This window comes from Streptomyces sp. CG4, from assembly GCF_041080655.1.
GTDB lineage: Bacteria > Actinomycetota > Actinomycetes > Streptomycetales > Streptomycetaceae > Streptomyces.
In genome coordinates, this window is record NZ_CP163525.1 from 26,634 (window position 1) to 52,626 (window position 25,993).

A 25,993-nucleotide genomic window follows, 5' to 3' on the forward strand; every position below is an offset into this window, starting at 1 on the left:
GTGGGAGGTCAACAGGCTCAGCTCCGCCAGGCGATCGATTGGGGCCGGGGCGCGACCGGCGGCACCTTCGACGACGCACCCGCCAGTTGTCGCACGCTCCGCGTCGAAACTCCCCCAAGCCGTCCTCGAAGATCACGCTCGCGGCTGCCGGCATGCACGTTCAGCAAGGGGCGATGCCCCGGGATCGGCAGGCACTCGAAGCGGCATAACGCCCATAACCTTATTAACCACCAGCTCCGCGAGTGCAATTGAACAGGCTTTGTCAAGCGGTTCCGGAAAGGTGGCCACAAGGTGGCCACAAGGTGGCCACACGCCGCGCACCCCCTTACCGGAGCCCACTGAAGGCCCAGTTTGCCCACATTCACACCCCGGTGAAGGCGAGAGAAGGGCTTGAGACCAGCCCGGCGCGCCTTCGACATGGCCATGAGGTGGCCACGCTTTGGCGTACCGGTGCCGCGACGAAGCGATCACGCTTAGTTCCGGATGAGTTCCGCATCCGGAACAGCTGCCCCGTTCTTTCAGGAGTCGCGATGATCCTCACCGCAATCGCCCCTCGGCGGGCTGAGCCTGCCGCAGTGGTCGGCTACGCGTGGTGGTGGCCGCGTGTGGCGCGCAAAGGGCCTTTTCTGGACGTCAGTTCACTCATCGCCAGCGCGCGTCAAGACGTCCACCTGGTGCTAGGCGATGACAGGCCGCTCCCGGCTCTGCAGTCTGACGTCGACCGGTTCCTCATCCGGTTCTCCACCCATCTCGAGGGGCTTCTCCGGAGAATCGACGCGGGGGCCCAGACAGATGAGTGGTTCGGCCGGATGCGGCATCTGGGGCGGTTGCCCTTCCCCGTCGGCCACATGGAATCGCGGATCCACCTGGTGATGGTCGCCGAGAGCGTCCAAGAACTCCTCGCCCATGTCCAGGCCGAAGGGGGCTCACCCTGCACAACAGCAACGGTCCCGCGGCTGGTGGCCTCTTGCCCACCGATTCCCTCTGCCCCCCATCGATGGCCCCTGGGCCCATGACCGTGAGGAAGCGCATGTCTGATCACCGCCGCCCGACTCAACTCCGTCGGCGCGTACCCGGACCGGCGCCCCTGAGTCAGGCTTCGCTGCGCGGACTGGTCCTGCAGCCGATGCTCGGGACGGGCATCGCTGCGGGCGCCGCGTGGGCAGCCCATCCGGGAGCGCATGTCCCGCTTCCGGTGACCGTGTCGAGCGCCGCCGCAATCTGGCTCGGATCCATGCTCTACGGCGTTCGCCGTGCCGATGCCGCCATAGAAGGTGCCAACGAGCATCAGGAGAATCTGGTGGGCGGCCTCGAGGACCTGCGTGCCGCTGTCAGCAAAGCCCTGGAGCGGGTGGAGCAGGGCGATCTCAACGGCGTGTCGGCGGCCCCACCGGAATTCACCGGTTCACTCAGTGCCGACCCGGCCCTCGCCGTGGAGCAGCTGCTGTTCCTCGCTCGCACTGAAGTGGACCACGCCATCAGCCACGCTGCGCAACTCCACCAGCGAAGCGCGCTCGGCGAGCGCGCGCAGACAGACTTATTGCGGACCATCGCCCAGCGGCAGAACGCGTTGGTGGGCCGAACTCTGGCAGCCCTCGACAAGGCGGAGAACAGTGTTGAGGACCCTGACATCCTCAATGACTTCTTCGGTATCGACCATCTGGTGACCCAGCTGCGGCGGTTCACGGAGAACATCGCGGTACTGGGTGGGCAGAGTCTGGCAGGCCGTCCCCGCGATCCTCTGCCGGTGTCCACCGCGCTGCGACAGGCCGTCGAGGAGATCGAACGGTACGACCGGGTGGGGGTCGGCCTTGCCCCGGACAAGCTGTCCTTCCCCGGACACGTAGGTCCCAGCGTCGTCCACCTGCTGGCCGAGTTGCTGGAGAACGCCACCCAGTTTTCCGATTCCCGGACGAAGGTGCAGCTGACCGCGACGGTGGAGCAAGGCGGCCTAGTGATCGCGGTCCGCGACCAAGGCATGTCCATGACGCCCGCGCTGATGTACCAGCTGAACGAGCAGTTGGCCGCGCCGCAGACCGTGGACGTCTACTCGCACCTGAAAGCGGGCCGCATCGGTTTGGTTGTCACCGGCGAGCTTGCCCAGCGCTGCGGCATCCGGGTCCAGTTGCAGGCGAACACCGACGGCCCCGGGGTGACCGCCTTCGCGCTCATTCCCAACGCGGTCCTCATGACCTCGCCCGTGGCCACGGTCCACAGCGTGCCCGCGTCGCCGGCGGAGCCAGTGCCATACCAGATGCGCCCCGAGCTCTCGGTCTACCAAGGCCGTTCTGGCCTGTCCCAGCCTTCGGGTGCTCTGCACCCGATAGCGACGGAAGCACCTGCCGCACGCCAACATGCCGCCGAAGCTCCGACCGAGGGGCGTGCTCCCCTGCCCCGCCGTCCTGCCACACCCGCCGCTGGCCAGGCTTATGCCCCACCCCAGTCTGCGCCGGCGAGTAACGGCCCCACGCCCGGCCTCATGGCGCAGTACCGCGCGGGGGCCCACCACGCGGCGGGTCATCGCCCGGCCGGCGAGTGACGTCCCCTCTTCCTCCCTCCCTGGAGAATCTCCATGTCACAGCACACCGACTCGTTGAGCGCCCTGGGTCAGATGCTGGCGGGCTTCGTCGACCGAGTCTCCGGAGTCGCTGCGTCTGTCCTCGTCACGTCCGACGGCCTGGTCAGCGAATACGCGGGGCTCTCGGAGACGGACGCGGACACTCTGGCTGCAGCAGTCAGCGGGCTTGCGTCCCTGTCGAGCGGAGTGTTCCTGGACGCGCCGGGCCAGGTGCAGCAGACCGCCATCGAACACGACTCCGGCACGCTGTTCATCATGCGGGCGGACGGCCCGAAGCAGGTCCCCGACATGGTCGGTGCGCTGCTGGCCGTGCGCACCAGCTCGACGGCTGACGTGGGCGTTGTCGGATACGAGATGCGCCAGTGGATCGGCAGGATGCGCGAGCACTTGCTCAACCCTGTCCGCAGCGCATCGCTCAACCCTGCCCCCAGCGCACAGCAGCTGGTCCAGTGACGTGGTCGGCCCCTATAGCGACGCTGCCATCGGGGCGGGAGGTGCACGGCTTCGCCCTTACGCCCTTACGGGCGGACGCACCCGCTCTGACTACCCGCTGCAGCTCGACACGCTGCTGGCTGCTTGCCCCGTCCCCGCGGACACCGATCTCGGCCCGGAGGGCGAGCGGATCCGACTGCTGTGCGCGACTCCCCAGGCCGTCGCCGAACTCGCGTTCCATCTGGGGCAGCCCGTTCAGGTGGCCAAGATCCTCGCCTCCGACCTGCTCCGCGTCCAAGCCCTGGTCATCGCCGAACACCACGACGCCAGCCATCGTCCTGACCGAGAACTCCTGGAGGCTGTCCTTGTCGGCCTACACAAACTGTGAGGCTGCTCCCCCTCGCCTGCGGAAGGTCAAGATTGTTATCGCCGGGGGCTTCGGCACGGGCAAGACGACCCTGGTCGGCGCAGTCAGCGAGGTCAGGCCGCTCCTCACGGAAGCGGCGATGACCCAGGCCAGCGAGGGCGTCGACGCCTTGGTGGGCGTGGAGTCCAAGAAGACCACCACCGTGGCCATGGACTTCGGGAGGATCACCCTCCACCAGGAGATCGTGCTGATGCTGTTCGGCACTCCAGGGCAGGACCGCTTCAACAATATCTGGGACGACCTCTCCCGTGGCGCAGCCGGCGCGGTGGTGCTGGTCGACACCCGTCGCCTGGAAGACGCCTTCGACGTGGTGGCCTACTTCGAGGCACAGCAACTGCCCTTCCTCATCGCGGTGAACCAGTTCGACCGAGCTCCGCGCTACCTGCTGGACGAGGTCCGCGAAGCCCTGCGACTTGACGCCAGCGTTCCGGTCGTTGCGTGTGACGCCCGCGACCGCCGGTCCGTCCTCGAGATCCTCAAAAACGTCGTTCGCCATGCCCTGTACCGCCTGCCCGCGTCCCAAGGAGCGATGACGCCCCCGGGCGTGCCGCGCAAGGTGAGAAACGGAGGCCCCACATGAGCCCCAACAGTACCTATTGGATGAAATGCGCCATTGGCGTCGCACAAAGGGCGCCGCAGTCAGATCGGCGGGTCGGCGTTGTCCTTGTTTCTGAACACGACGCGTTGATTTGCTCCGCCTTCGAGGGCGAAGTGCGCGGCGCATCCTGGTACGGCACTCTGCGGCGCAGGATCCAAGAACTCGGAGCATCCAGCGCACACAGTGCATATCTGACGATCAACACCCTGTCGGCGGCCTGGTCGTTTGAGCTCGCCGAACTCTTGAAGGAAGTACGCATCGACAGGGTCTATATCGGTCTGCCAGACCCCGCGTTGACGAGTTACCTCGATGGCGACCCCGTCACCGCCCGAGGCCATGTACTCCGCTTCCCCGACGATCTTCAGCGCCAGATCCTGGAGCAGAACCGAGACCTCTACGCGGCGAGCGGGCAAAGCATCGAGTGCAACCCCCACTACTCCACCCATCGCATCAGCGAAGCCGTCTCTACCAGGCTGATGTCGATGGGCTTCGCGCTGACCAGGAGCGACGTCAATGCGCACCGGGGGAGGGTTGCGCTCGCCTCTCTCATCTGCCAGAGGTACGGGACAGAGTACAAGGAGGCTGACAGCGCCGTAGGCGACGCACTGGCCGCAGCGTTCGACGCGAAGTACGGCACCTACGACTACGCGTACGACGCTCGCGCCGCCAACGCGGGGTGGGCCGACGACTTCATGGCGGTGTACAGGCAGTCATCCACAAGGTCCCTGACTGCCGTCAACATCCTCAACGTCGGCGTCGGCTCCGGCCACGAAGCCGCGGCCCTGTTCTCCGACTGTCCGCAGATCACCTTCGCCGATATCGCGGAAAGCGGCCTCGCGAACATAAGTGGACGCATTCCCTTGTCGAGAACCGTCGTCTCCAGCGCCGAAGACCTGTCCGCCCTGCCTGACGACAGTTTCGATCTGTATATCTCATTGAGGACCTACAACTCGTCATTCTTCGACACGTCCGCAGCGGCCTCGGAGGCGCACAGAGTACTGAAGCCCGGTGCAGCGTTTATCGTCTCAGTGGCCAACGGATTTCTGTATACTCAGCGGGGCTGCGTCGTGCCGGGACTTATCATCCCCGGCACTAAATTCGTCGACCTCTATCGCGGGATGGACACCGCCAATCTAATTGGTACGGAGCTCGACGGCGCTGGATTCAAAGATGTCCGAATGTTTCCAACAAGTACCGAGATTTACCTTTCGGCGGTCGCCGCCTAACGTCGCCACCGCCCTCCGGCCGGCCGCGGTCGCGACGTCCCACCAGCCCGCGGGAAGACTGAATCGCAGACAGCCGGTGCGGCCGGTCAGTCTGGAGCGACCAGCATGAAGGAAGGACTTCTGCAATGAACGGGCGAACGACCGTTGCCGATCGGATCCTGCAGTTCAACGAGGAACTCGCGGAGACGACGCTTGAACTGCCGCCGGGATTCGCGGTCATCAACCCGTTCAGTGGCCCCCAGAAGGAGCGCGTCCACGAGGTGACGACTGCGTTCTACCACAAGTACTACGACGACGACAGGCCGCGCCGTCTGGTGCTGGGGAGTTCGCCCGCCCGACGGGGCACGGCCGTGACCGGGGTCCCGTTCGAAGACGCCAAGCTCCTCGAGAGCGAAACGGGAGTCGATGTCGACGGCTATGCGGTGAGTCGGCCCTCCGCCGGATTCCTGCATGACGTCATCGCGCGCTATGGGGGCCGGACAAGGTTCTACGCCGACTTCGTCATGAGCTTTGTGTGCCCTCTCGGTTTGGTGAGAACGAATCCCCAGGGAAGAGAGGTCAACTGCAACTTCTACGAGAACAAGAAGCTGCTGGAGCTTCTGCACGATTTCCTCGTGGACGCCCTGGAGCGTCAGGTGGCATTTGGAACCGACACCTCGGTGTGCTACTGCATCGGTAGCGGCGAGAACTTCAAATTCCTCTCGAAGGTGAACGAGGGTCAGCGCTTCTTCAAAAAGATCGTGCCCTTGGAGCACCCGCGTTTCATCACGCAATACAACGGGGCGAGAAAAGAAGAATTCGCCGAGAAGTACCTTAGTGCTCTGCGCGGAGAAGGCGACTAGCTGTGCCGCCCTCGGCTGACTCCCCGCAGGCTGAGGGCGCCCAACGTGGCTGATCGAGAAGAAGGAGAACAGCACAGTGGTGACAGAAGGCAGGGTCCTGGTCCACTTCGGCTCGGAACGCGTCAGCGTATACCGCTTCCAGAGCGGCGAGCTGCAACTGCTCACGAGGGAGCGGCTTCCGTTCGGAGCCGGCCTCGCCGACGAGGCGCTGGCGGACAGCGTCGGCGAGTTCTGCGCCGGGCTCAAGGAGTTCGCCGAGGTAGTTGACAACAAGAGCACGCGGGTGCACGCCACCGGGGTCTTCCAGCAGCTTCCGCAGCCGGAGGCGGCCGCACTGGTCAACAGCGTCTACGTCAACACGGGCCTCTACTTCAACGTCGTGGGGCCCGAGCTGGAGCGGTTCTACCTGGACACGGGCATGTCCGCATGCGGTTCGGACGACATGGTGGACGGTCTGATCCGGCGCGAGTTCCGGACGGCAGTCGTCTGCGGGAGCTTCCAGCAGTCCCTAGGGCCCATCGAGGGCACCATCGCCCAGCTGCGCGAAACCGGCACCGAGGTGCTCAGCCCCGCAGCACCAGGATCAAGCCGGAAACCGCAGGCACCGACTTCATCCTCTTCGACTACCAGGACCTGCTGAAGAACCACCGCGACACCTGGCGGCACAAGTACGTGCACATGGACGCATTCCGGCAGGCCGACGCTGTCATCGTGTGCAACCCGGGTGGTCGCGTCGGAAGCGGCACCGTCTTCGAGCTCGGCTTCATGTCCGCGCTTGGCAAGAGGGTCATCTTCACGGAGGAGCCCCTGGGCGTATCTGTCTCCTTCCCCTGCGAGGTAGGCCTGGGGGCCTGAGAACACCCGCTGGGGGCTGCTGCACCTCACCCCGTTCCGGCATCTCCGCCCGGATCGCGTCTCGGCGAACGGCGCAGTCCCCGAAAGCAGGTTTTCGGCTCGTCCACTCTGTCCACCCCGATCCCGCTTCTCGGCTACGAAGACAAGGAAAGGACCCTCGCCGGTGGAACACATCGACATAACGCGCGGCAGGCTGCGAGAGATCGTGGCGTCTGTCCTTGAGGTGGACAAGGACGCCATCGAGCCGGGTGCCCTGTTCTATGAGGAACTCGGCATGACCTCCTTGGAGAAGGTCGAGGTCGTGGTCGCGGTCGAGCGCGAGTTCGGCCCCATGTCCGCCCAGGAGGCGGCAGCCCTCACCAGCCTGGACGCCGCGGTGGCCGTGCTCAGCGAGCGGGCGAGGAGCCTCCAGAGTGTCGACCTGATCGACCGCCTGGTGGCAGGCCATGTAACCGCCGGCCGGGGTGACCGGGCCAGCTACCTCGACCCCCAGGCCGGGGAGATCACCTACGCGGGCCTCCTGGAAGGAGCACGCGGGTACGCGGGCGCCCTGCAGGCCGCAGGAGTGCCCGAGGGCGCCCGCGGCCTCCTGGTCGCCGACGACTCCGTGGCGACCGTGGTCGCCGTCCTCGGCCTGTGGTGGCACGGCTGCGTCCCCGTGGTGATCAGCCCGGTGCTCACCGACGACGAAGTCCGCTACATCGCCGCCGACTGCGCCGCTGCGATGGTGCACCTGGACGCAGCTCCCACGCGGCAGCGCGCCCTGGAGGAGGTGTTCGCGACAACCACCCGGTTCGCCGGCGCTGACGTCCGCGCTGCTCTGGCGACGGCCGAGGCCGGCCCGGCGCACCGCCCGCAGGAGGCCGGGCCCTCGGCCGTGTGGAGCGCGGGGAGCGAGGCGCTCGTGCAGTACACCTCTGGAAGCACCGGCATGCCCAAGGGGGTGCGGCACTCGGCGGGTGCGATCGGGGCTATGGCCGACGGTATCGGCACGGTCCTGGCGCTGATGCCCGAGGACACCGTGCTGTCCAGCGCCCGGATGTCCTTTGGTTACGGCTTCGGCAGCTCCGTCCTGTGCCCGCTGGCGGCTGGCGCCCGCGTCGCGCTCATCAGCGGTACCGTCGACGTCCACTCGCTCGCCGCCGCGATGCAGCGCCACCGGCCCACCGTGCTGTTGTCCGTCCCGCGGCTGTACGCGGCGCTGCTGAACGCTCCCGGGACGCCGCTCGCCTCCGACTGCGTCGACTCCGTGCGGCTGTGCGTGGCGGCGGGTGAGAACCTGCCCGGTCCGCTCGACGAGCGGATCCGCGCCGCATTCCAGGCCGATCTGCTCAACGGCCTCGGTGCGACCGAGGTGCTCTACATCGTCGTCGGCACCCCGCCGGGGGAGGACCGTCCGGGGACCTTCGGGGTCCCGGTGCCCGGGATCACCGCGACCGTCCGCGCCGCTGACGGCACGCCCGTTGCCGACGGGGTGGAGGGCCGACTGCACATCGCCGGCCCGACCGTCGCCCTGGGCTACATCGGCCGGCCGGAGGCCGCAGCGGTCACCTTCGCCGACGGCGGCGCCTACACCGGCGATGTGGTGCGCCGTGCGCCGGACGGCACGTTCACCCATCTGTGCCGCGCCGATGACGTGCTCAACCTGGGTGGCTACAAGGTCGTGCCCAGTGAGATCGAGAGCGTGGTCCGCGGTGTCGACGGGGTCCAGGACTGCGTGGTGGTCGGCGGCCGCGACGCCGACGGCCTGGAGCAGGCCGTGGCGTACCTGGTGGCCCGGTCGGGATTCGACGAGGCCGTGGTGCGGCGCGCGGTGCTCGCCGCGGCCCGTGGCGGTCTCGCCGCCTACAAGCGCCCCGCCCGTCTGGAGTTCCTCGACGAGCTCCCGACCACGTCGACCGGCAAGGTGGCCGCTTTCGAGCTGAGGAAGGCGGCCACTCGACCGTGACTTGGGACATCACGGGCATGGCGGCCGTCGCCAACATCGGCGCCACCCCCGGGGAGATCTTCGCCGCGCTGTGCGCGGGCCAGGAGAGCCGCAAGCCCCTGATGGCGTTCGACCCGGACAAGTACCGGGCGGCCTACGCCTACGAGATCGACGACCGGCCCGAGGGCGGCGACATACCGCGGCGCGCCACCCGCTGGCTGACCGCCGTCGTCCGCCAGGCGGCCGCCGACGCGGGCCTGGGCGAGGGCCTGGCCCAGGTGCCCGTGCTGGTCGGAACCACCATGCGCGAGCAGCGCAGCCTCGAATTGTGGTGGCGCCACGACGCGCAAGTCGCCCTCGAAGACCTGCACTTCGGCACCGCCCTGAAGGCGGCCTTCGGGGCGTCCACCACGTACACCTTCGCCAACGCCTGCTCCGCCTCGCTGTACGCGCTGGGCATGGCCACCGACATGATCGAGCTCGGCCTGGCCGACACGGTCGTCGTCGCGGGCACCGACGCCGCCACCGAGAGCGGCTTCGGCACGCTCGACCGGGTGCAGAACGACATCCCCAACGCGCTGCGCCCCTTCGACGCCACCCACAAGGGCATGCTGATGGGGGAGGGCGCGGCGGCCGTCGTCGTCCAGCGAGTCGGCACCGGGAGCGGGCCCGTCCACGCCCGGGTGCGCGGTGTGTCCATGAACTGCGACGCCCACCACGCCACCGCGCCCGACCCCGACGGCATCACCCGCGCGGTACGGGATGCCTACAGCAGAGCGGGGGTGCGGGCGCAGGACATCGACCTGGTGATGCTGCACGGCAGCGGCACCCCCGCAACGACGCGACGGAGTCGAGCGTCCTGCGCCACATCTTCCAGGACGCGGGACCCGGTCCGCGGATGACCGCCATCAAGGCGATGACTGGCCACACCCTTGGCGGCTCGGGACTGCTCAGCCTCGTGATGGCGGTGCTCGCTATGAAGAACGGGACGGTACCCCCGGTCCTGGGACTCGCCGATCCGATCCCGGAGGCCGCAGGGCTGGGCCTGGTGCAGGGCTCCCCCGCCTCCGGCGACCTGGCCATCGCGCAGATCGACGCGTTCGGCTTCGGAGGGATCAACGCCGTCGCGATCGTGGAGGCAGCTCGATGAACGCGACGAGCACCGCGCACACGAGGAACCCGAGCGCCCGGGAGGTCGTCGTCACGGGCATCGGACTGGCGCTCCCCGGTGTCGCGACGTACCGCGACCTCCTCGGACCCCTGCCCGCCGAGGGCGGCTTCGACCCGGCCACCGGACTCATCGGACGCGAATTGCGCCACAAGGACCGCGCGTCCCGGCTCGCCCTGCGCGCCGCCGAGTTCGCCCTCCACGACGCCGGTCTCACCGACGCCGACACCACGTTCACCGGCGCGGCCGAGGCGACCGCCGTCGTAGTCAGGACCAACCTGGGCAACGCGGACAGCGTCTGCGAAGCCACCGACACCATCGCCGCAGCAGGCGTCATGAGCCTCAGCCCCTTGGGCCTGCCCCAGACCTCGAGCAACGTCGTCGCCGGCTGGGTGGCCATCCGCTACCGGCTGCGCGGCCCCAACCTCACCGTCTGCAACGGCGTCACGAGCGGTCTGGACGCCCTGGCCTGGGCCCGGAACCTCATCGTGACCGGGCGCGCCGACGCAGCCGTCGTCGTCGGCGTCGAACCCGCCAACGACGTGGTGACGAAGGTCCTCGGCCGGCAGTCCACCGGTGCGGCGGTCGCCGTCGTACTGGAACCCGCGGACGCAGCCACCTCCCGTGGCGCACGGCCACGCGCCACGATCACCGGCTATGCACGGGCCCGGAACCTCGCCGCGGCGCTGGCCTCGACCGGTGTGACCGAAGAGGAGCCCGTCGGACTGTGGCTCGCGGACGAGGCGGAAGCCGCCGGGGCCGAGGCGGGCCATCTACTCGCAGCCCCGCGCCGGATCGACCTGGAATCCCAGCTGGGCCCGCTGTCCGGGGCGCTCGGCGTCCTGCAGTGCGCTGCCGCGGCTGCCCATCTGGAGGGCGGCGCCACCGGGAACGTCCTCGCCACGGCCGGAGGCCCTCGCCACGACGCGACGGCCGCCCTGCTGCTGACCCCGTCGTCGGCCACTCGCCCATCCACGCAGGAACGAGGACAACACCCATGACCACGACGAGCGTGACCATCGAGGATCTCCGCGCCCTGATAGCTGGCGTACTGGAGACCGAGCCCGAGGAGGTCACCGACGAGGCGCACTTCGCCCACGAGCTCGACATCGACTCGCTGCTGATGTTGGAGATCTCAACCCGCGTGGAGAGCGCGTACGGCGTCCCGGAGAACTCCGTGGCCGCCAGCGGCGCCACCACCCTCGTCGAGCTGCACGCCTTCCTCACCTCCAAGCTCACCAGCGAGACGCCGGCTTCCCCGCTCATCCGCCCCAGGCCGCTGAGCGAACCAGCGGCGCGCCTGTTCCTGCTCCACCACGCCGGCGGCTCACACCTGCTCTACCGGGGCTGGTCGGCGCACTTCCCCGAGAACTGGGAACTCTGCCTCCTGGAGGCCCCCGGCCGAGGCAACCTGCAGGCCCTGCCGCTGATCGACGACTGCGACCGGCTCGTCGACTACCTCCACACCGCCATCGCACCACTGCTCGACCGGCCCTTCGGGTTCTTCGGTCACAGCATGGGCGCACTGATCGCCTACCAGCTCACCCGCCGACTCCTGCGCCAGGGGGAACCGCTCCCCACCTGGCTGGGGGTGTCCGCCTACGGCGCCCCGCAAGGCGAAGCCGACGCCGACAGCAGCCCCCACCTGATGGCCGACGACGAACTGCGCACCTGGCTGCGGAGCGGCGGCGGCAGCCCCCCGCAGCTCCTCGACAACGACGACGTCTGGCACAAGTTCGCCCCGGTGTTCCGCAGCGACTTCAAACTCGTGGACACCTGGACTCCCCCCCGCACCGCCGAGCAGCTGCCCGTTCCGCTCACGGCATTCGCGGGCCGCCACGACAAGCTGATCAGCGAGGACGATCTCCTTGCCTGGCGGGCGCACACGACGAACTTCCGCGGACTCGAGAGGTACGAGGGCGACCACTTCTACCTGACGAACCACCAGCAGCTTCTCGCTGCCGCCATCACGGCCGCCATGCGCTCCGCCGCCCCGTGAGCTCGCTCTCACCACCACGCCACCCGCCAGGTGATCGATCCCAAGGGGGTGCCCGCGGAGGGTGCGGGGGTGGTCCCTCAGGCGTCGGGGTCGACTTCGGGGTGCGTGAACCGCACGGGCTTGCCCAGCGACCGGGCGTAGGCGATCTCGGCCCGGGTGCTGTCTCCGATGTAGTCGCCGACCACGAGCACCTCATCAGCGAGCAGGATCTTCGACCGATGCAGCTCGTCGAGCCGAATCTTCAGCGCCTCAGCCTCGACATGATCCGACCACAGCTCGTGCGGCGACTTCAGGTCGCAACCCGGCTTGACGACAATCCGTCCAGCCATGGTCTCCCGCAGATCGGCCTCGGCCATCTCGGCCATGAAACGAGTAGAGCCGCAGATCGCGACGATACGCGGGAAGCTCAGCAGCTTCTTTGCATCAGCGAGCTTCTCCTCGGGGGTGATCAGCTGCGGGGACGACACTGCTTCCTCCTGGTGGTCTGGCCCGAGGGGTGCCTGCGGAGACAAGAACGAAGGCGTCCAAGATCGCCTTACGGCGAACATCATGGCCACCCTCGCGCCAGCACTCTATGCGACGAGCACCCCGACCTGGTGCCGTGGCGCCCGCCGGTCGGCCTTACGCCCCGCCTGAGCGAGACCGAACTGATCACCATCGCCACGAAAAGCCGGCGTCGCTTACCGCGTTCACCCCCTTGATCAGCCGAGTCACGCGCCCGGGAGATGACTGCCTTGACGGAGCGTCCGTCGGCAATCTTGCAGCCCCGCTGCACCCGGCGTGGCCCGCCGCCGTTCGCTGAGCACCTGGTGGCCACGGTCCGGGCCTGGGACCGTCATGTGCGCGCCGAGGACAACCGCCAGCACGTCGATCCGATCCTGACGGTCCAACCGGTTGGCACGCCCGACGAGCAGGTGCCTCCAGGCGACATCCTGGACAAGGAACACGGCCGCCTAGTGATCCGGTGGTCCGGACGTGAGGCCCAGCGAGTCGCGCTCGGCCAGCTGCTGCAGAGGTGTCCACCCCACGTTCACCCCGCCATCGCCCGCCGGGCCGAGCAGCTCACCGGCACCCCCGTGGCCGAGTCCTGATCGACCCGACCACCTGCCGCCCGCTCATCATCTGACCACTACCGCTGTGTGCTTCGACGAGGAGACCATGTCCACCGCATCTCACCAGCCCGCCACCAAGCCCGTCGCCGCGCCGTCCACACCCGGCCGTACCGCGGAGGGGGAGCAGCTCATGGCGATCGCCGACACGCTGGTGCTCGCGTACGGACTGCACCCGGCAGAAATAGCGCGAATCCCGGAGGGCACCTCGACGGACAACTTCGCCGTAGTGGACCAGACGGGCCGTCGGTATTTCGTCAAGGTCTATCGCACTCGAGATAACTTGGCTCTGGAGCGGGCGTCGGTTGAACTGTCCGAGTACGCCGCCGACGGAGGTGTCGCGACCGCGCGGGCAACCCGCACGCGCGAGCACGAACTCCTCGCGACCCACGGCCGCCTGCCGATGTCACTGTGGTCATACGTGCCACACACCGAGACTGCCGAGGGCACCCTGACCGGTGCGCGGTGGGCAGCGGCCGGCGCTGCGATGGGCCTCCTCCACCGCCGACTCGCCACTCACCCCGCCGCCGCACCCACCCTGGAACCTGGTGCCGCGGTGTGCGACGTGGCCGCCGCACGTGACCGCTTCGAGAGACTGATTCTCGCGTTCCAGAACATGCCCAGGCTCGGGGAGTTCGAGACATGGGCGCTGCAGGCGGCGCGTGAGCGGCAAGCCGTCTTGGGGGACGTCGAGCGCATCCTCGCTTCGCTTCCACAGCTGACGGTCCAGGTCATGCACGGCGACATGGCCGGTCCCAACGTCCTGCTGAAGAAGGACGATGTCGCCGCGTTCGTGGACTTCGGACCACCCACACCTGGGTACCTCGCCTGGGAGATCGTGCGTCTTGGCTGTGACCCCAAGAGCTGTGTGGCCAACGGTGTTGAGAGGTGGCTCAAGGGATACACCGATCTTGCCCTCGCCTATCGAGACGCCAACCCCAAGGCGCCCGTGGACGACCTCTTGTCCTCGCTTCGTGTCGGCTGTGCAGCCATGCTCTGCGCGGCCTTTCCGTTGTCGGCACCAGTGGAACGACCGCACCTCGTCGACGCCACACTTGAGTCCTACGCGCGGGCACGGCACGAGGCAGCTCTGATGCTGCTGGACCGGCTACCTGTCTTGGAGGAGGCCCTGCGTGACACTCTTCGCTGAGTTCATGACCCTCATGGCCGGCGTAACTCACGCAAGCCGCAGGCCCGGACAGCGAACTCGACTGTCCGGGCCTGCTGTAGCAGCAGGGCACTCAGGCCGGCCGAGGGCGCGGACACCGGCTGCTCTACCGGGCCGCGATCCGCTGACCCTGGGCGGTTTCGTACATCGTCCGGGCGGCGGACGGCTAGATCCCGCCGGTCCGTGGGGACACCACTAGTGCTGGATTCCTCTTTCTCTGGGTATATGTGCTGGTGGCGGGGTGGTTCGGGTGCTCGGGGGCGGGTGCTGGGCAGATGGTTTTACGAGCTCGGCCGGGGCGTGACAAGGAGGAACGCAGGATCGTTCGCCGGTTGTCTCGGGCACGGAAGGCTCCACGGGACGTGGTGGTGCGGGCCCGGATGATTGAGATGAGCTGGTCGGGGCTGCGCGTGCCGGCGATCGCCGCGGAGCTGGGCTGCAGCCAGAAAACGGTCCGTTGCTGGATGCACCGCTTCAACCGCTCGGGCCTGCCAGGACTGGAGGATCTGGGTGGGCAGGGCCGTAAACGACGGATTACCGACGAAGAGCGGTCGAGAATCGTCGCCCTGGTCAAGACCGTGCCGCCGGGGCGGCTGAGGTGGGAGCCCGCCGGAGAGCTGTGGGCCTTCGACGAGTCCGGGCCGGCCGAGTGGACCCTGGATTCCCTGGCCGCAGCAGCTCGGGCCGCAGGGATCGAGGTGGGCCGCTCACAGGTCCGCCGCATCCTGCTCGCCGAAGGCGTGCGCTGGCGCCGCACCCGGTCCTGGACACGGTCGAAGGACCCGGACTTCGTCCCAAAAGGACAAGGATCATCGGCCTCTACACCCACCCGCCCGTCGGTGCGACGGTGATCTGCGCCGACGAGTTGGGGCCGGTGATCCCACGGACCTTCCCGCCGCGCCCGCCTGGGCACCGGACAGCCACCGGATCAAAGCGGAACTCGACTACAGCCGCGGACCGGAGAAGACCTGGGTCTACGGCGGGCTGCGACCCGCCGACGGCCCGGCAGTCACGATGACCGCTTCCTCCCGCAACAGCGCCTTCTACCAGCAGTTCCTGCAACAGATCGAGGATGCCAACCCGACCGGCGAGATCTGGATCGTCACCGACAACCTGTCCAGTCACAACAGCGTGTCCACGCGGGCCTGGCTCGAAGGCCATCCCCGTATCCACCACGCTTTCATACCCGTCGGTGCGTGCTGGCTCAACCTTGCCCTTGCCGATATCTCCGTCCGTGCAGGTCAGGCGGCGTGTTCGTACTCGTGAAGGATGCCGCCGAGGCCATCGCGTCTTCGTATGTCGAGGCGGGCTATTTGGTCCGGATCGGCGATCGGGGCGGGCAATGGGTAGAGCGGACGGGCGTTCGCGATGCCCTGATGCGGGCGGTGTCCGTTGTAGAACTGCTCGAACTCACGCAGGACGTTCAGCAGGTGCCGCTGGTTCCAGATCAAGGTCCGGTCCAGCAGCTCGCGTCGGCACGTTTGCACCCACCGCTCCACGATCGCGTTCATTCTCGGCATCCGGACCCCGCTGAGCACGACCTCGATCCCTACGTCCTTCAAGATGGCGTCGAACATCCCGGGGAACTTGCCGTCCCTGTCCCGGATCATGAACCTTGCCCGATAGCCCTCGTCCTCCAGGTCCATCACGAGATTCTTCGCGGCCTGGACCACCCAGGACGCGGTCGGGTGGGCAGTGGCGCCCAGGACGCGGACCCGGCGACTGCCGTGCTCGATGACGGCGAACACGTACAGCCGCACTCCGGTCAGGGTGACCGTCTCGAAGAAGTCGCAGGCCAGCAGGGCATCGGCCTGGGAGCGCAGGAAGTCGCCCCAGGTACTGGAGCTCCGTTCGGGCGCCGGGTCGATCCCGGCCTCCTTCAAGATCTCCCATACCGTGGATGCGGCCACCTTTACCCCCAGCACGAGCAGCTCGCCGTGCACCCTCCTGTAGCCCCAGCCGGGATTCTCGCGCGCCAGGCGCAGCACCAGGACGCGGATGGAGTGCACGGTGCGAGGCCGGCCCGGGCGCTTGGGCCAGGACCCGGCGGCATGGCGGCGCGCGACCAGGTCACGGTGCCATCGCAACACCATGTCCGGCCGCACCAACAACCGCAACCGACGCAGCACATCCCGCCGGAGCCGGTGCAGCAACGCCGCCAGGAACGCCCGATCGCCCGGCTCGAACCGCGGCCTGTTCCCGCCCAGCTGCCGCTCCAACATCGCAATCTGATGGCGCAGCACCAGAATCTCCACGTCCTTGTCCCGGTCGCTCATCGGCAGCAGGCGCAGCATGGCGAACGCGTTCGTCACGCCCAGATAGGCCAGTCGCAGCAGCACGGCCGATCATGTTGCCGCACCGTTGAGCACTCGTGCCAGAGTGCCGATCCATGCGACCGGGATCAAGACCGGAGAAACTCCGAATACCGCCTCCCATCTGCATGGATGAGGTTCTCGGCAAGGGCAGAGCCTGGCGCTCGTGCTCACGGCGTGCGGCTCCAACGCCCCCCCCATTACCTTCTTCATGGCCCCGCACCCCCTCCACACCCAGCATGTCCATGCCGCCCTCGGCGTCGATGCCGAGCGGGGGCCACACCTCGATGACACCGATGCCCAGCATGAGCGGCATGCCCACCGGGAACGGCCTTGAAAACCGTCGTGGCAGCGATGTCACCGTGGGTTCAAATCCCACCGCCTCCGCACAGGTCGTAGACGTGCCGGTCAGAAGGGGTGTCTCAGGCTGAGGGGCACCCCTTCTGCATGGGGCCTGTCTCACCCTGATCCGGCTCTGTCACGTTGTGGATCACTGCGTGTGGACCAGGCGTGGACCAAGAATCTGTGGGCCAGGTCTGAGGATTTGCTGGTCAGCAGCCCGGTCTGCGCCGAGACGTGGACCGCCCGAGACGCCGGGACTCGCGTGACATCGCCGGAGGGCATAGCGGCCCGAATCTTCCGCGCCGTCCAGTTCGACCACCCCTGCCGCTGCACGCCTCGTTCCATACGCTACTCTGCGCCCACCATTCGAACATTCGATCTTCGAGCAATAGAAAACAGGGGGCGCGCCATGCGTGGCATGCGGTTCCGTACGGTTCTGGCGGTCACGGCCGTCACGGCGGCTCTGGGCACGGTTTCCGCCTGCGGCGGCAAGTCCGCCTCGGCGATGGGCCAACACGCGTCCGCCACGCCGTCAGCGGTCGCTGTCTCACCGGTGGCCTACCTGGTCAAGGTGGAGAACGCCACAGCCAAGATCCACTCGTTCGAGGTGGACCGGACCCTCACGATGGGCACTCTGAACCGGATGCGAATCGTCGGGGATGAGGACTGGGCCAACGGCCTGCAGGCCAACCTCACGATGTCGGTGAAGACGTCCGCTCCGACGTCGGCCCCCGCTTTGCAGACGAAGATCCGGAGCGACGCCGTGTACCTGAAGGTGCCTGCTCAGAAGGTAGCCACTATGCGCGGTAAGCACTGGATCAAGGAACCGCTCGCTCTTATCGCCTCGCAAGGCGCTGCTGGCAAGGCCAGTACCGACCAGCTGAAGCAGGTGAACCCAGCACTGGCCGCACGCATGTTGATCGCCAGCGGCAATCTGCGCAAGGTGGGCCAGGAGACAGTACGCGGGACGAACGCCACTCATTTCACGGGCACGTTGGACACGACCAAGCTGATTGCCAGCAGGCAGGGCCTGACGCTGGACGACGTGAAGTTCCTCAAGAAGCAACTCGCGGCACAAGGCGTTGCCGAGGCGCACATCGACCTCTGGGTCAACGGCGAGAACCTGCCGGTGGAGGCGCAGGAGCAGATGGAGACGAACGCCGCCAAGCTCACCTCCACCGCCTACTTCTCCCACTACGGCCTCGTGGTCAACCTGTCCGTCCCTGATGCCTCGGACACCTACACCCTGCACTCGCTGCCTGGCGACGGCCAGGCCGGCGCGGCCTGATCCTGGAGCCTCCGGCATGCCCCGGTCCAACACGGCGGGGCCCCAACCCTGACGTAGAGGAGCGGGACCCGACAGGGCAAAGGCGCCACCCCCACTTCGGCATGGGTGAGGGTGGCGCCTGCGGTTGGGAGGGACGGCACTGCCTAATCGTCGTCGGCAGCCTCCAATGCCCGCTCGATCTGATCGTTCGAGCGCTGCTGGTTGCGGTGAATCGCCTTGGCATAGAAGCGGAACAGTACGGCGATGCTGTGGCCTGCCCGGCGTGCGACTTCGGCCGGAGTGAGCTTCCCCCGAGATGCGAGGAGGGGTGACAGCAGGTCAGATAGAGCTCGCGAGAGGAGATCTGACGATGCCTGCCCCGAGGAAATACCCCAAGACCACGGAGTTATGGCTGGTCCGCGGCTGTCAACAGGGCCGGGGAAGTCAGGGGAAGTGCCGGTCACGACAACGAGGCTCCTGGTAGAGCGAGGAAACCGACCAAGGTCTTCCTGCTTGAAGGAGCCCCGTTGCCCGTTCAGTGTCCGACCGTCACCCTCACGTCGTCCGTCACCGTCGCCGACGGCGTCTTCGCTCCGGGGCATCTGGGCGAGCTGACCCGGCAGTTGCCCTTTGAATTGGTCGATGACGTGCTGAAAGGTACCGGCGGCACGCAGCGGAGACTGCGGCTGCTTCCGTCGAGGGTGGGTGTGTACTTCATCCTGGCACTGGCTCTCTTTCCGCAGCTGAAGTACGTGCGTGTGTGGGACAAGCTGGCCGCCGGGCTGCGCGGACTCCTCCCACAGCGTCCGTCGCAGGAGGCACTGCGAGAGGTGCGCCGGCGGCTGGGTACCGCGCCGCTGCGGTTGCTGTTCGAGACACTGGCCGACCCCGTGGCGCAGCCGGTCACACCCGGGGTGCGGCGTTTCGGTTCGCGCCGCACGGACGAGGACGCGTTTCGGCGCCGCCAACGCGGTGAGCTGTGCTGTCCTGTGGCCGGGCCGCGTGGCCGAGACGTGCGGGGCTTGTCGGCCGGCCCCGGCCGCGTGCGCGCTGCGCGCCGCCGGGGACCCAGGTGGTGGCACGGGATTGTGCGCTGCTTTATCCCTGGCGCTTGACGAACGTCATCGGAACCGAGTTGCCGGGTGCCTGGATCAGGACGCGTGCCGGTATGAGGACCATCTTCTGCTTCTCGTTGCCGCTGCCGTCGACGAAGTCGAGCTTGTAGACGGTGTAGCCGATGTACCAGCCGCCGTTGGCACGTCCCTCGACCCACCCTGATACGCCGTCCGGGACGTCGTACCTGTTGGTCTGCTGGGTCATGGTCGTCCACTTGTTGGTGGTGGTGGTCGACTCGCTGTATGTGAAGTTGAGCTCCGTGCCGGCCTTGCCCTCGTCGCCGGGAGTATTCAGTTCTGAGCTGACCTTTCCGCCGACGGACCAGCCGCTGGTCTGGCTGGTGTCCTGGCCGACCGTGGCCTGGGTCGTGTAGTCGAACTGCGCCTTACCCATGACCGCCGACCCGCCCAGCATCTTCGGGTACGCCGTGTCGAGTACGCCGACGAAGCCGCAGGGCATCGGCTCGCCGTCGGGCTTCTCGCTGGGCTGGCCGCACATCGACTTGGCGTCCTGGTTGCTCAGCCAGGGCTCCTTGTCGTCGCTGCTGCTGTTGCGGATGTCGGGCTCCTCGGTGGGGATGCTCCCCGGGAGGTTGAACCCGGTGCCCAGCATGGACGGCACGTCCTGGAGCGCCTGGTCGTGCGGGTAGACCTTCTCGACGTCGTCGAGCTTGATCTTCTGCGAGTCCTGGCCGCTGGCCGGGTAGCCCTTGATGGCTTCCTTCTGGTTCAGGGGGGCACTCCTGCTGATGAAGTCGAAGACTTCCTGTTCGGTCTTGAGGTAGGTGTTTCCGTCCTCGGCCATGGCAGGCGCCGCCGCGCCGACCAGCAGCGGCGCGGCGATGAGAGCGATGGATGCCGCAAGTACGGCGGCGCGCCTTCCCGTTCGGCGTGGCGCCTTGTGTGCGGGGGTGGTGACGGGTGTGGTCATGTCCGTCTTCGCTTTCTCTCAGCGGGAGTTACGTGGGGGAGGCCGCACCCGTCCGTCTTTCAGACGCGCAGGAGCTCGGCCGCTGCAGATGCGGGTAGCCGGAGAAGGGCGGCGGAATCGCGCCCCGCTTCGTTCCCCCGGATGTGTGCCGGCTGTGTGGAATGCCTCAGCAGTGGGTGCGGCCGTGGTGGAAAAACTAGCGGCTGGGGGGGGCCGTCGCTGTGTGACTGCTTGTGGCTCATTGTGTGACCGGTGGATGACCGCCCGGTCGATCGTCTCTGTGCGCTGTTTTGCCTGAGGGCATGGACGAGAGTCACCTCGCGTCACGAGCATGAGCCCCCTCACCGTCATCGTCACCGGCGCGGTCGGTGGGCCCCGCTTGCCGCCGTCCTCGTTGTCACGCCTGTGACCGGCGCCGTGCTGACCGGCTGCGCGACGGCGGACGGCAGGGACGGCGCCGCGAAGATGGACCCCGGTGCGTCGGCGCAGCAGGGGCCACAGGGCAAGGGCAAGAGGGTCCTGTGGATGGGCGACTCCATAGCCGGTGCTGAGGCGCCGCCCCTGGAGGCAGCGCTGAAGGCGAGCGGTATGAGGTTCAAGAACGCGGTGTCCGAGGGCGGCGGCACGGTTGTCGAGGGCGGCGACAGGATGGCCGGGCGGATCGCGGAGTCGGCGTGGAAAGACCTCTCGAAGAACATCAAGTCCTTCCGCCCGGACGTGATCGCTTACCAGGTCACCACCTACGACTGGGGCAGCGCCGGCCAGCAGCGGGCTTCGTACGAGAAGCTTGCGAGGACCGCGCAGCGGGCGGGCGCCGAGCTGGTGATCATTTCGGCCCCGCCGTCCAAGATCGACGACTTTTACAAGAAGGACGACTTTTACAAGAAGTTACGAGAGCGCGATTGCGAGCGCGCCGAAGGCAGCCAAGCAGGTTGCCGACCGCAGTGGCGGCAAGGTCCGGTTCGTCGACGCCTCCGCGCTGTGGGGCACCGACCCCAAGGCCGGGAAGGCCCAGCGCGCGTCCGACGGCATCCACTCCTGCCAGCAGGGTTCGGCCGCCTTCGCCAAGTGGTTCACGGAACAGCTCGGCAAAACCTACGGCTTCGCCCCGGCTGCCCCGAAGAAGTGGGCGACCGGCTCGTGGGCTGGTGATGAGCGGTACGGCAAGCTCGGCTGCCGCTGAGCCGCTCTGCGCAGAAAGGCTCGCCGTGTCTTCGTCTCTGTCCCTGACTGGACCTCGTTCCCACAGTCAACCGCGCCGCGGGCCCCGTTCCCGGGTGTCCTTCCGGCACCCGCATCGCCCCGCTCGACGGGCTGCGCGGACTGGCTGTCCTGGCCGTCCTGCTGTTCCATGCCGGGCATCTGGGCGGCGGCTTTCTCGGCGTCGACCTCTTCTTCGTGCTGTCCGGCTTCTTGATCAACGGCCTGCTCCTGCGGGAGGCCGCGAGCCACGGCCGGATCGGCCTGATCGCGTTCTGGGGTCGGCGGGCGCGCCGCCTGCTGCCGGCGCTGACCGTTGTGGGCGTCGGCACCATTCTGCTCACCTGGGTGTTCGGGGCGGCGTCCGTGCTGCTCTTCGCGCTCGAGGACGCGCCGTGGGTCGCGGCGCAGGTGGTGAACTGGCGCTTCGTCGCCGAGCAGATCGGGTACTGGAACGCCTCCGGCTCCCGCGTTTTCGCACATCTGTGGAGCATCGCCGTCGAGTGGCAGTTCTCCCTGGCCTGGCCACTGGTGGTGGCGCTCGCAGGGCGGGCCGGGGGCAGTGGCGGGTCGCCGTCCTCGCGGGCGCGGGGGCGCTTGTCTCGCTCGTGCTGATGGTCCACTACGGCGATGCCGTGGACACGACGCGCGCTTACGAGGGCACCGATACCCGGGCGTTCTCCCTGCTGCTCGGTGCGCTGGCGGCTACGGCGACGGTCCGGTGTATCGTCGCCCGCGTACCGGGGGGCGCTGTGGACGTGGTGTGCGCCGTGCTGGCGTGCGGTATCGGCGCCGCATGGGTTCTGACGGGTGGCCAGAATGCGCCCGGTCTCTTCCGGGGCGGGCTGTTCGCGCACTCCTTGGCCGCCGCCGTACTGATCGCCTTGCTCGCCCATGCGCCGGACGGACGCGCCGGCCGGGCTCGCCGGCAGCGCCGTCCCTCGCCGGCTCGGGGAGCTGTCCTACAGCCTGTACCTGTGGCACTGACCGGTGTACCTGTTGCTGCCGCAGACGGTGTTCGGGATCGGCGGGTGGTGGCGCACCGCCGTGTCCATCGGGGCGTCGCTGCTGGCCGCCCGGCTGACGAAGGCCGGGGTGGAGGATCCCGTCCGGTTCCGGGCGAGGTGGGCGACCGGGCGCCGGGGCCTGTTGGCGCTCGCCGCCGCCCTCGCCGTGGCGGCGGGCGTGTGGATGGCCGTACCGAAACCGCAGCCCGTTGCGGGAACGGTGGGCATCGAGCGGCTGACGGCGCCGTAAGACCCGGGGTGCGCGGAGCCCGGGCAGCGTGCGGGGAGACTGGGTGCATGCCGATGAGGGGTGCACACGGGCCGGGCGGGCCGGGAAGGGCGCGCAGAGGCGTGGAGCGGAAGGCGCGGCCCGTGGCTGTGCTGCTCGCCTCCTGGGCGCTCGCCTGCTGCGGTGTCCCCGACACCCGGCCGGAGTCGGCGGGCGCGCCGGCCGGCGGAGGGCGTACGGTCGGCGCCGCCCGCTGGGTGCGGGTGTACTTCGTCGCCCCGAACGGCGCCTGGCCCGTCGCCCGCGCCGCGTCTGCCGGGGCCGGGCCGCAGGCAGCGCTGGACGAGCTGCTGGCCGGACCGACGCGCAACGAGCGGAACCGCGGGCTCGTCACCGCGCTGCCGGCCGGGAGGCATAGGGCCCGGGCCACAGCAGTGGGCCCCGGAGCGGTGGACCTGTACCTGCCATGGCTCGTGGTGGAGCTGGTGGTGGGTGTCGGTGCCTACGGGGCCGACCAGGTCGACGCCATGGTCCTGGCGGGCAGCCAGGATGTGGGCGGCGGTGACATAACCGGCATCCACCATGTGTTCACGCGGCTTCAACTCCCGCTCGGCCGGCTGCTGATGGATGGTCGCGGTGACCTCGGTGTCGTTGACGGTGGCGTTCGTGGTCTCCACGTTCGTGATCAGATGCGGTGCGTCCGGCTGGCAGGTCTCACTCAGGTGGACTTTGTAACCGCACCAGCCCGCCCCGCGTTTGATGCCGTAGTGGGCGTCGATGTCATAAGGGGAGGACAGCCTGTCTCTGGCCGGCGGGAGGTCCTTGCCCTCTCGCCGGCGCACCTCCTGTCCGTCCCGGTGATACTGCTCCGCCCAGGCCCGGCGCAAAATGCCCACCGCAGGGATCTCACGCAGCCAGGCCGGCGCGGTCAGGCCATCGATGGCATCCAGGAGAGCGAACCCGTCCCGCCCGACCTGCTCGGCCCATTCCCGGCGGACGTTCTCCCTCTTCGGGAAGCGGTAGTTGTCGACCTTGGCCCCATACCGCTCCACCCAGCCGGAGTCGATCAACGGCGTCAGCCAGTCCGGGGCCGCCGCCGCCAGCGCCTCCAGTGCTGTCCGCAGTGTCTCGCCGACGAACTCCATCCGGTTCAGTGTGCGCACCGCGGCCAGCACGTGCGTGGAGTCGGTGCGCTGTCGGCCACCGGCTCGCAGCAGCCCGGCCTGCGACAGCCGGGTCAGCACCACCTCCAGGACCCGCTCCTCGAGCCCATGCGTGATCAGACGGGCGCGGAAGTCACCCAGGACTGTGAAGTCGAACCCCGGATCATCCAGCTCCAAGCCCAGCAGGAACTTCCAGTCCATGCGCGCTCGCACCTGGTCGGCGGCCTGCCGGTCGGAGAGTCCTTCGGCATACTGCAGCACCGACACCAGTGCCAGGGCCCCCGGCGAGATCGCGGGCCGACCACGGGCGGGAAAGGCCTCGGCGAAGTCCTCGTCCGTGAACAGTGCGCCGAGAGCTTCCCGGATCCGGATGGCCAAGGTCCCCTTGGGAAACGAGGCCCGGACCACCCGGGCCGTCAGCCCAGGCACCCCTTCATCCGAGCGCGACTCCAGCGACATCCCGATCCCCCCCCCACCCCGCCAACGACCATAGCCACCAGCAAGACCAACGACACCGGCCCGCTCGAATCACGCCTTTCCCAACGGAGTCCTTCATGAGGGGGAGGAGTCACTGCGCGGGGAATCGTACGAGCGCTTCGTAAAAGCGCCCTTCATGAAGGCGCCCTTCATGAATCATGCCGGGAATGTGGGGTTCCTCTGAGACGGGGGCTCACGTGCCGCTTCACGCCGCGGTGCAACAGCCAGGCGAGGCTGAGCATGGCGCGCACGGTCACCAGGCGGGTCAGGGGTGAGAGCGGCCGGCAGCTCTGGGGTCCGTGAGGTACGCGCAGGGCGAGGGGAAATCTGGGAGAAGATCTCGTTCAGCCTCTCCCAGACGGGTCTCCTGCAGGTGGCGGGCGGTTCAACCGCATGCGTCGGCTGCTGTCCCTCGCCCTGTTCCTGACGCGCGCAGTCAGTACCGCCCGCGCCGCACTGGCCCGGCTACCGCCCCCGTCGGCATCAACGCCACCCTCGAACTGAAATGCCTTACACAACCTGGAAGTTGGCCATCATCGCCATGTCCTCGTGCTCTAGGTTGTGGCAGTGCAGCATGTACCGGCCCCGGTAGCCGCGGAAGCGGACCAGTACGTCCACGACCTCGTAGGGGCGGACGTCCACCGTGTCCTTCCAGCCGGCGTCGGTGGGTTCGGGCGCCCGGCCGCCGCGGGACAGGACCTCGAAGTGGGCCAGGTGCAGATGCACCGGGTGGTGGAAGTCGCTGGTGAAACGCCAGCGTTCGACCGTGCAGGCGCGGGCGGGCCAGGAACTCCGAGGTGCTGAAGGGGCGGCCGTTGATGGTCCATGCGTCGTCCGAGCGGCGGAAGTCGAAGTGCCGGGTGGCGACGGCCGACTCCGGGCGCAGGGCCGCGTACCGGGAGAGGCGGGCCGGGACGTGACTGGCGTCCTTCTCCTTGCGGGCGATCCTGAAGCGCATGACCTGGCGCATACGGCCGTCCGCCAAGGTGTTCAGCAGGGTGACGTGACTGCCCACCGGGCAATCGGTGAAGTCCACGACGACGTCGAAGCGTTCGGCCGATGCCATGGGGATGCCGTCCAGGTGCTGGGGCGCGGCCAGCAGGCCGCCGTCGGCCCCGATCTGTGTGAGAGGGAGCGTGCCGCCGTCCTCCCGCCGCAGCACCAGGTGGTAGCGGCGGGCGTTGGAGGCGTTCAGCAGACGGAGGCGGTGCCGTGTCGTGGATACCTCCGTCTCCGGCCAGGGGGCTCCGTTCACCAGCTGTACGTCGCCGAGGACGCCGTCCATGTACGCGTCCTGGACGCCGGGGGTGCCGGTGCATGTCGGCGAGTGGCCGGGATACCGGAAGGAGCCGTCCTCCTCGAAGGAGCGGTCGCAGATCATCAGGGGGATGTCCCGCTCGCCGCCGGGCAGCGGCAGGGCGTCCTCCTCCTGGTCGTGGACGAGGAACATGCCGGCCAGACCACGCCAGACCTGCGGGGCGCTGAAGTCCATGCGGTGGTCGTGGTACCAGAGCGTCGCGGCCCGCTGGTCCATCGGGTACGTGTAGGTCTTGTAGCCCTCCGAGACCGTCCAGTCGGCGACCTGGGCCTGCACGCCGCCCATGCCGTGCGTCATTCCCCG

Annotated in this window: 23 protein-coding genes and 4 pseudogenes; 20 read left to right on the top strand and 7 right to left on the bottom strand. The window is 68.1% G+C overall.

Features of this window, described 5'->3' with window-relative positions; translation table 11 throughout:
- The first annotated feature begins 1,030 nt into the window (after positions 1-1,030).
- From AB5L52_RS00140 to AB5L52_RS00195, 12 genes and pseudogenes are all read left to right on the top strand, one after another.
- A complete protein-coding gene (locus tag AB5L52_RS00140; protein WP_369362151.1) occupies positions 1,031-2,539 on the top strand; it encodes an ATP-binding protein in 1,509 nt (502 codons plus the stop codon).
- 33 nt (positions 2,540-2,572) lie between these two features.
- Positions 2,573-3,031, top strand: coding sequence for a roadblock/LC7 domain-containing protein (locus AB5L52_RS00145; RefSeq protein ID WP_369362153.1), 459 nt, complete (start codon positions 2,573-2,575; stop codon positions 3,029-3,031).
- 1 nt (position 3,032) lies between these two features.
- Positions 3,033-3,398 (top strand): DUF742 domain-containing protein, encoded by a 366-nt coding sequence (locus AB5L52_RS00150; protein ID WP_369362154.1) that lies wholly within the window; start codon positions 3,033-3,035, stop codon positions 3,396-3,398.
- A complete protein-coding gene (locus AB5L52_RS00155) occupies positions 3,376-4,017 on the top strand; it encodes an ATP/GTP-binding protein (protein WP_369362155.1) in 642 nt (213 codons plus the stop codon). Before AB5L52_RS00150 ends, AB5L52_RS00155 begins: the two co-directional genes overlap by 23 nt.
- The gene (locus tag AB5L52_RS00160) at positions 4,014-5,261 is read left to right on the top strand and encodes a methyltransferase domain-containing protein (protein WP_369362157.1); all 1,248 of its coding nucleotides are present in this window, start codon (positions 4,014-4,016) and stop codon (positions 5,259-5,261) included. The genes AB5L52_RS00155 and AB5L52_RS00160 overlap by 4 nt, the downstream gene beginning before the upstream one ends.
- 125 nt (positions 5,262-5,386) lie before the next feature.
- The gene (locus AB5L52_RS00165; protein ID WP_369362159.1) at positions 5,387-6,103 is read left to right on the top strand and encodes a uracil-DNA glycosylase family protein; all 717 of its coding nucleotides are present in this window, start codon (positions 5,387-5,389) and stop codon (positions 6,101-6,103) included.
- 79 nt (positions 6,104-6,182) lie between these two features.
- Complete coding sequence (locus AB5L52_RS00170) at positions 6,183-6,743, top strand: hypothetical protein (protein ID WP_369362160.1); 561 nt, start codon at positions 6,183-6,185, stop codon at positions 6,741-6,743.
- Between the two features lie 38 nt (positions 6,744-6,781).
- Positions 6,782-6,958: a nucleoside 2-deoxyribosyltransferase gene (locus AB5L52_RS00175; protein ID WP_369362161.1), complete on the top strand. Its 177-nt coding sequence runs from the start codon at positions 6,782-6,784 to the stop codon at positions 6,956-6,958.
- 163 nt (positions 6,959-7,121) lie between these two features.
- Positions 7,122-8,906, top strand: coding sequence for an AMP-binding protein (locus AB5L52_RS00180; protein WP_369362162.1), 1,785 nt, complete (start codon positions 7,122-7,124; stop codon positions 8,904-8,906).
- Positions 8,903-10,035 (top strand): annotated as a pseudogene (locus AB5L52_RS00185) (beta-ketoacyl synthase N-terminal-like domain-containing protein). The gene AB5L52_RS00180 and the pseudogene AB5L52_RS00185 overlap by 4 nt, the downstream one beginning before the upstream one ends.
- Positions 10,032-11,054, top strand: coding sequence for a beta-ketoacyl synthase N-terminal-like domain-containing protein (locus AB5L52_RS00190; protein WP_369362163.1), 1,023 nt, complete (start codon positions 10,032-10,034; stop codon positions 11,052-11,054). Before AB5L52_RS00185 ends, AB5L52_RS00190 begins: the two are co-directional and overlap by 4 nt.
- Positions 11,051-12,052: an alpha/beta fold hydrolase gene (locus AB5L52_RS00195; protein WP_369362164.1), complete on the top strand. Its 1,002-nt coding sequence runs from the start codon at positions 11,051-11,053 to the stop codon at positions 12,050-12,052. Before AB5L52_RS00190 ends, AB5L52_RS00195 begins: the two co-directional genes overlap by 4 nt.
- Before the next feature lie 77 nt (positions 12,053-12,129).
- Here AB5L52_RS00195 and AB5L52_RS00200 read toward each other — a convergent pair whose 3' ends face one another.
- Positions 12,130-12,519 carry a hypothetical protein gene (locus tag AB5L52_RS00200; RefSeq protein WP_369362166.1) on the bottom strand — a complete coding sequence of 130 codons (390 nt, stop codon included), beginning with the start codon at positions 12,517-12,519 and terminating at the stop codon, positions 12,130-12,132.
- A 342-nt stretch (positions 12,520-12,861) separates the two neighbouring features.
- Here AB5L52_RS00200 and AB5L52_RS00205 point away from each other — a divergent pair, with 342 nt between their 5' ends.
- From AB5L52_RS00205 to AB5L52_RS00220, 4 genes are all read left to right on the top strand, one after another.
- Complete coding sequence (locus tag AB5L52_RS00205; protein WP_369362167.1) at positions 12,862-13,143, top strand: hypothetical protein; 282 nt, start codon at positions 12,862-12,864, stop codon at positions 13,141-13,143.
- Between the two features lie 151 nt (positions 13,144-13,294).
- The gene (locus AB5L52_RS00210; RefSeq protein WP_369362168.1) at positions 13,295-14,311 is read left to right on the top strand and encodes an aminoglycoside phosphotransferase family protein; all 1,017 of its coding nucleotides are present in this window, start codon (positions 13,295-13,297) and stop codon (positions 14,309-14,311) included.
- A gap of 380 nt (positions 14,312-14,691) precedes the next feature.
- On the top strand, positions 14,692-15,180 hold the full coding sequence (locus tag AB5L52_RS00215; protein WP_369362169.1) for a transposase: 489 nt from the start codon (positions 14,692-14,694) through the stop codon (positions 15,178-15,180).
- Positions 15,181-15,256: 76 nt separating this feature from the next.
- Positions 15,257-15,595, top strand: coding sequence for a transposase (locus AB5L52_RS00220; RefSeq protein ID WP_369368774.1), 339 nt, complete (start codon positions 15,257-15,259; stop codon positions 15,593-15,595).
- On the opposite strand, the gene AB5L52_RS00225 is transcribed toward AB5L52_RS00220, so the two are convergent.
- The gene (locus AB5L52_RS00225; RefSeq protein WP_369362170.1) at positions 15,571-16,668 is read right to left on the bottom strand and encodes an integrase core domain-containing protein; all 1,098 of its coding nucleotides are present in this window, start codon (positions 16,666-16,668) and stop codon (positions 15,571-15,573) included. The genes AB5L52_RS00220 and AB5L52_RS00225 overlap by 25 nt on opposite strands.
- A 733-nt stretch (positions 16,669-17,401) precedes the next feature.
- Here AB5L52_RS00225 and AB5L52_RS00230 point away from each other — a divergent pair.
- Positions 17,402-18,271 carry a hypothetical protein gene (locus AB5L52_RS00230; protein WP_369362171.1) on the top strand — a complete coding sequence of 290 codons (870 nt, stop codon included), beginning with the start codon at positions 17,402-17,404 and terminating at the stop codon, positions 18,269-18,271.
- Positions 18,272-18,414: 143 nt separating this feature from the next.
- On the opposite strand, the gene AB5L52_RS00235 is transcribed toward AB5L52_RS00230, so the two are convergent.
- The gene (locus tag AB5L52_RS00235) at positions 18,415-18,714 is read right to left on the bottom strand and encodes a hypothetical protein (protein WP_369362173.1); all 300 of its coding nucleotides are present in this window, start codon (positions 18,712-18,714) and stop codon (positions 18,415-18,417) included.
- 63 nt (positions 18,715-18,777) lie between these two features.
- On the opposite strand from AB5L52_RS00235, the pseudogene AB5L52_RS00240 reads away from it, so the two are divergent.
- Positions 18,778-19,170: pseudogene (locus AB5L52_RS00240) on the top strand (transposase domain-containing protein); the annotation flags it as partial.
- 178 nt (positions 19,171-19,348) lie between these two features.
- Here the strand turns inward: AB5L52_RS00240 and AB5L52_RS00245 are convergent.
- Positions 19,349-20,296: a hypothetical protein gene (locus AB5L52_RS00245; RefSeq protein ID WP_369362174.1), complete on the bottom strand. Its 948-nt coding sequence runs from the start codon at positions 20,294-20,296 to the stop codon at positions 19,349-19,351.
- 405 nt (positions 20,297-20,701) lie between these two features.
- Here AB5L52_RS00245 and AB5L52_RS00250 point away from each other — a divergent pair, with 405 nt between their 5' ends.
- Together AB5L52_RS00250 and AB5L52_RS00255 are read left to right on the top strand one after the other, a co-directional pair.
- On the top strand, positions 20,702-21,448 hold the full coding sequence (locus AB5L52_RS00250; RefSeq protein WP_369362175.1) for an SGNH hydrolase domain-containing protein: 747 nt from the start codon (positions 20,702-20,704) through the stop codon (positions 21,446-21,448).
- A gap of 210 nt (positions 21,449-21,658) precedes the next feature.
- Positions 21,659-22,111 (top strand): acyltransferase family protein, encoded by a 453-nt coding sequence (locus AB5L52_RS00255; RefSeq protein ID WP_369368775.1) that lies wholly within the window; start codon positions 21,659-21,661, stop codon positions 22,109-22,111.
- 347 nt (positions 22,112-22,458) lie between these two features.
- On the opposite strand, the gene AB5L52_RS00260 is transcribed toward AB5L52_RS00255, so the two are convergent.
- The 3 genes and pseudogenes from AB5L52_RS00260 to AB5L52_RS00270 all read right to left on the bottom strand — a co-directional run.
- Positions 22,459-24,273 (bottom strand): transposase, encoded by a 1,815-nt coding sequence (locus AB5L52_RS00260; protein WP_369362177.1) that lies wholly within the window; start codon positions 24,271-24,273, stop codon positions 22,459-22,461.
- A gap of 609 nt (positions 24,274-24,882) precedes the next feature.
- A pseudogene (locus AB5L52_RS00265) lies at positions 24,883-25,113 on the bottom strand (multicopper oxidase domain-containing protein); the annotation flags it as partial.
- A 745-nt stretch (positions 25,114-25,858) separates the two neighbouring features.
- Positions 25,859-25,987, bottom strand: a pseudogene (locus AB5L52_RS00270) (multicopper oxidase domain-containing protein); the annotation flags it as partial.
- Positions 25,988-25,993 lie beyond the last annotated feature (6 nt).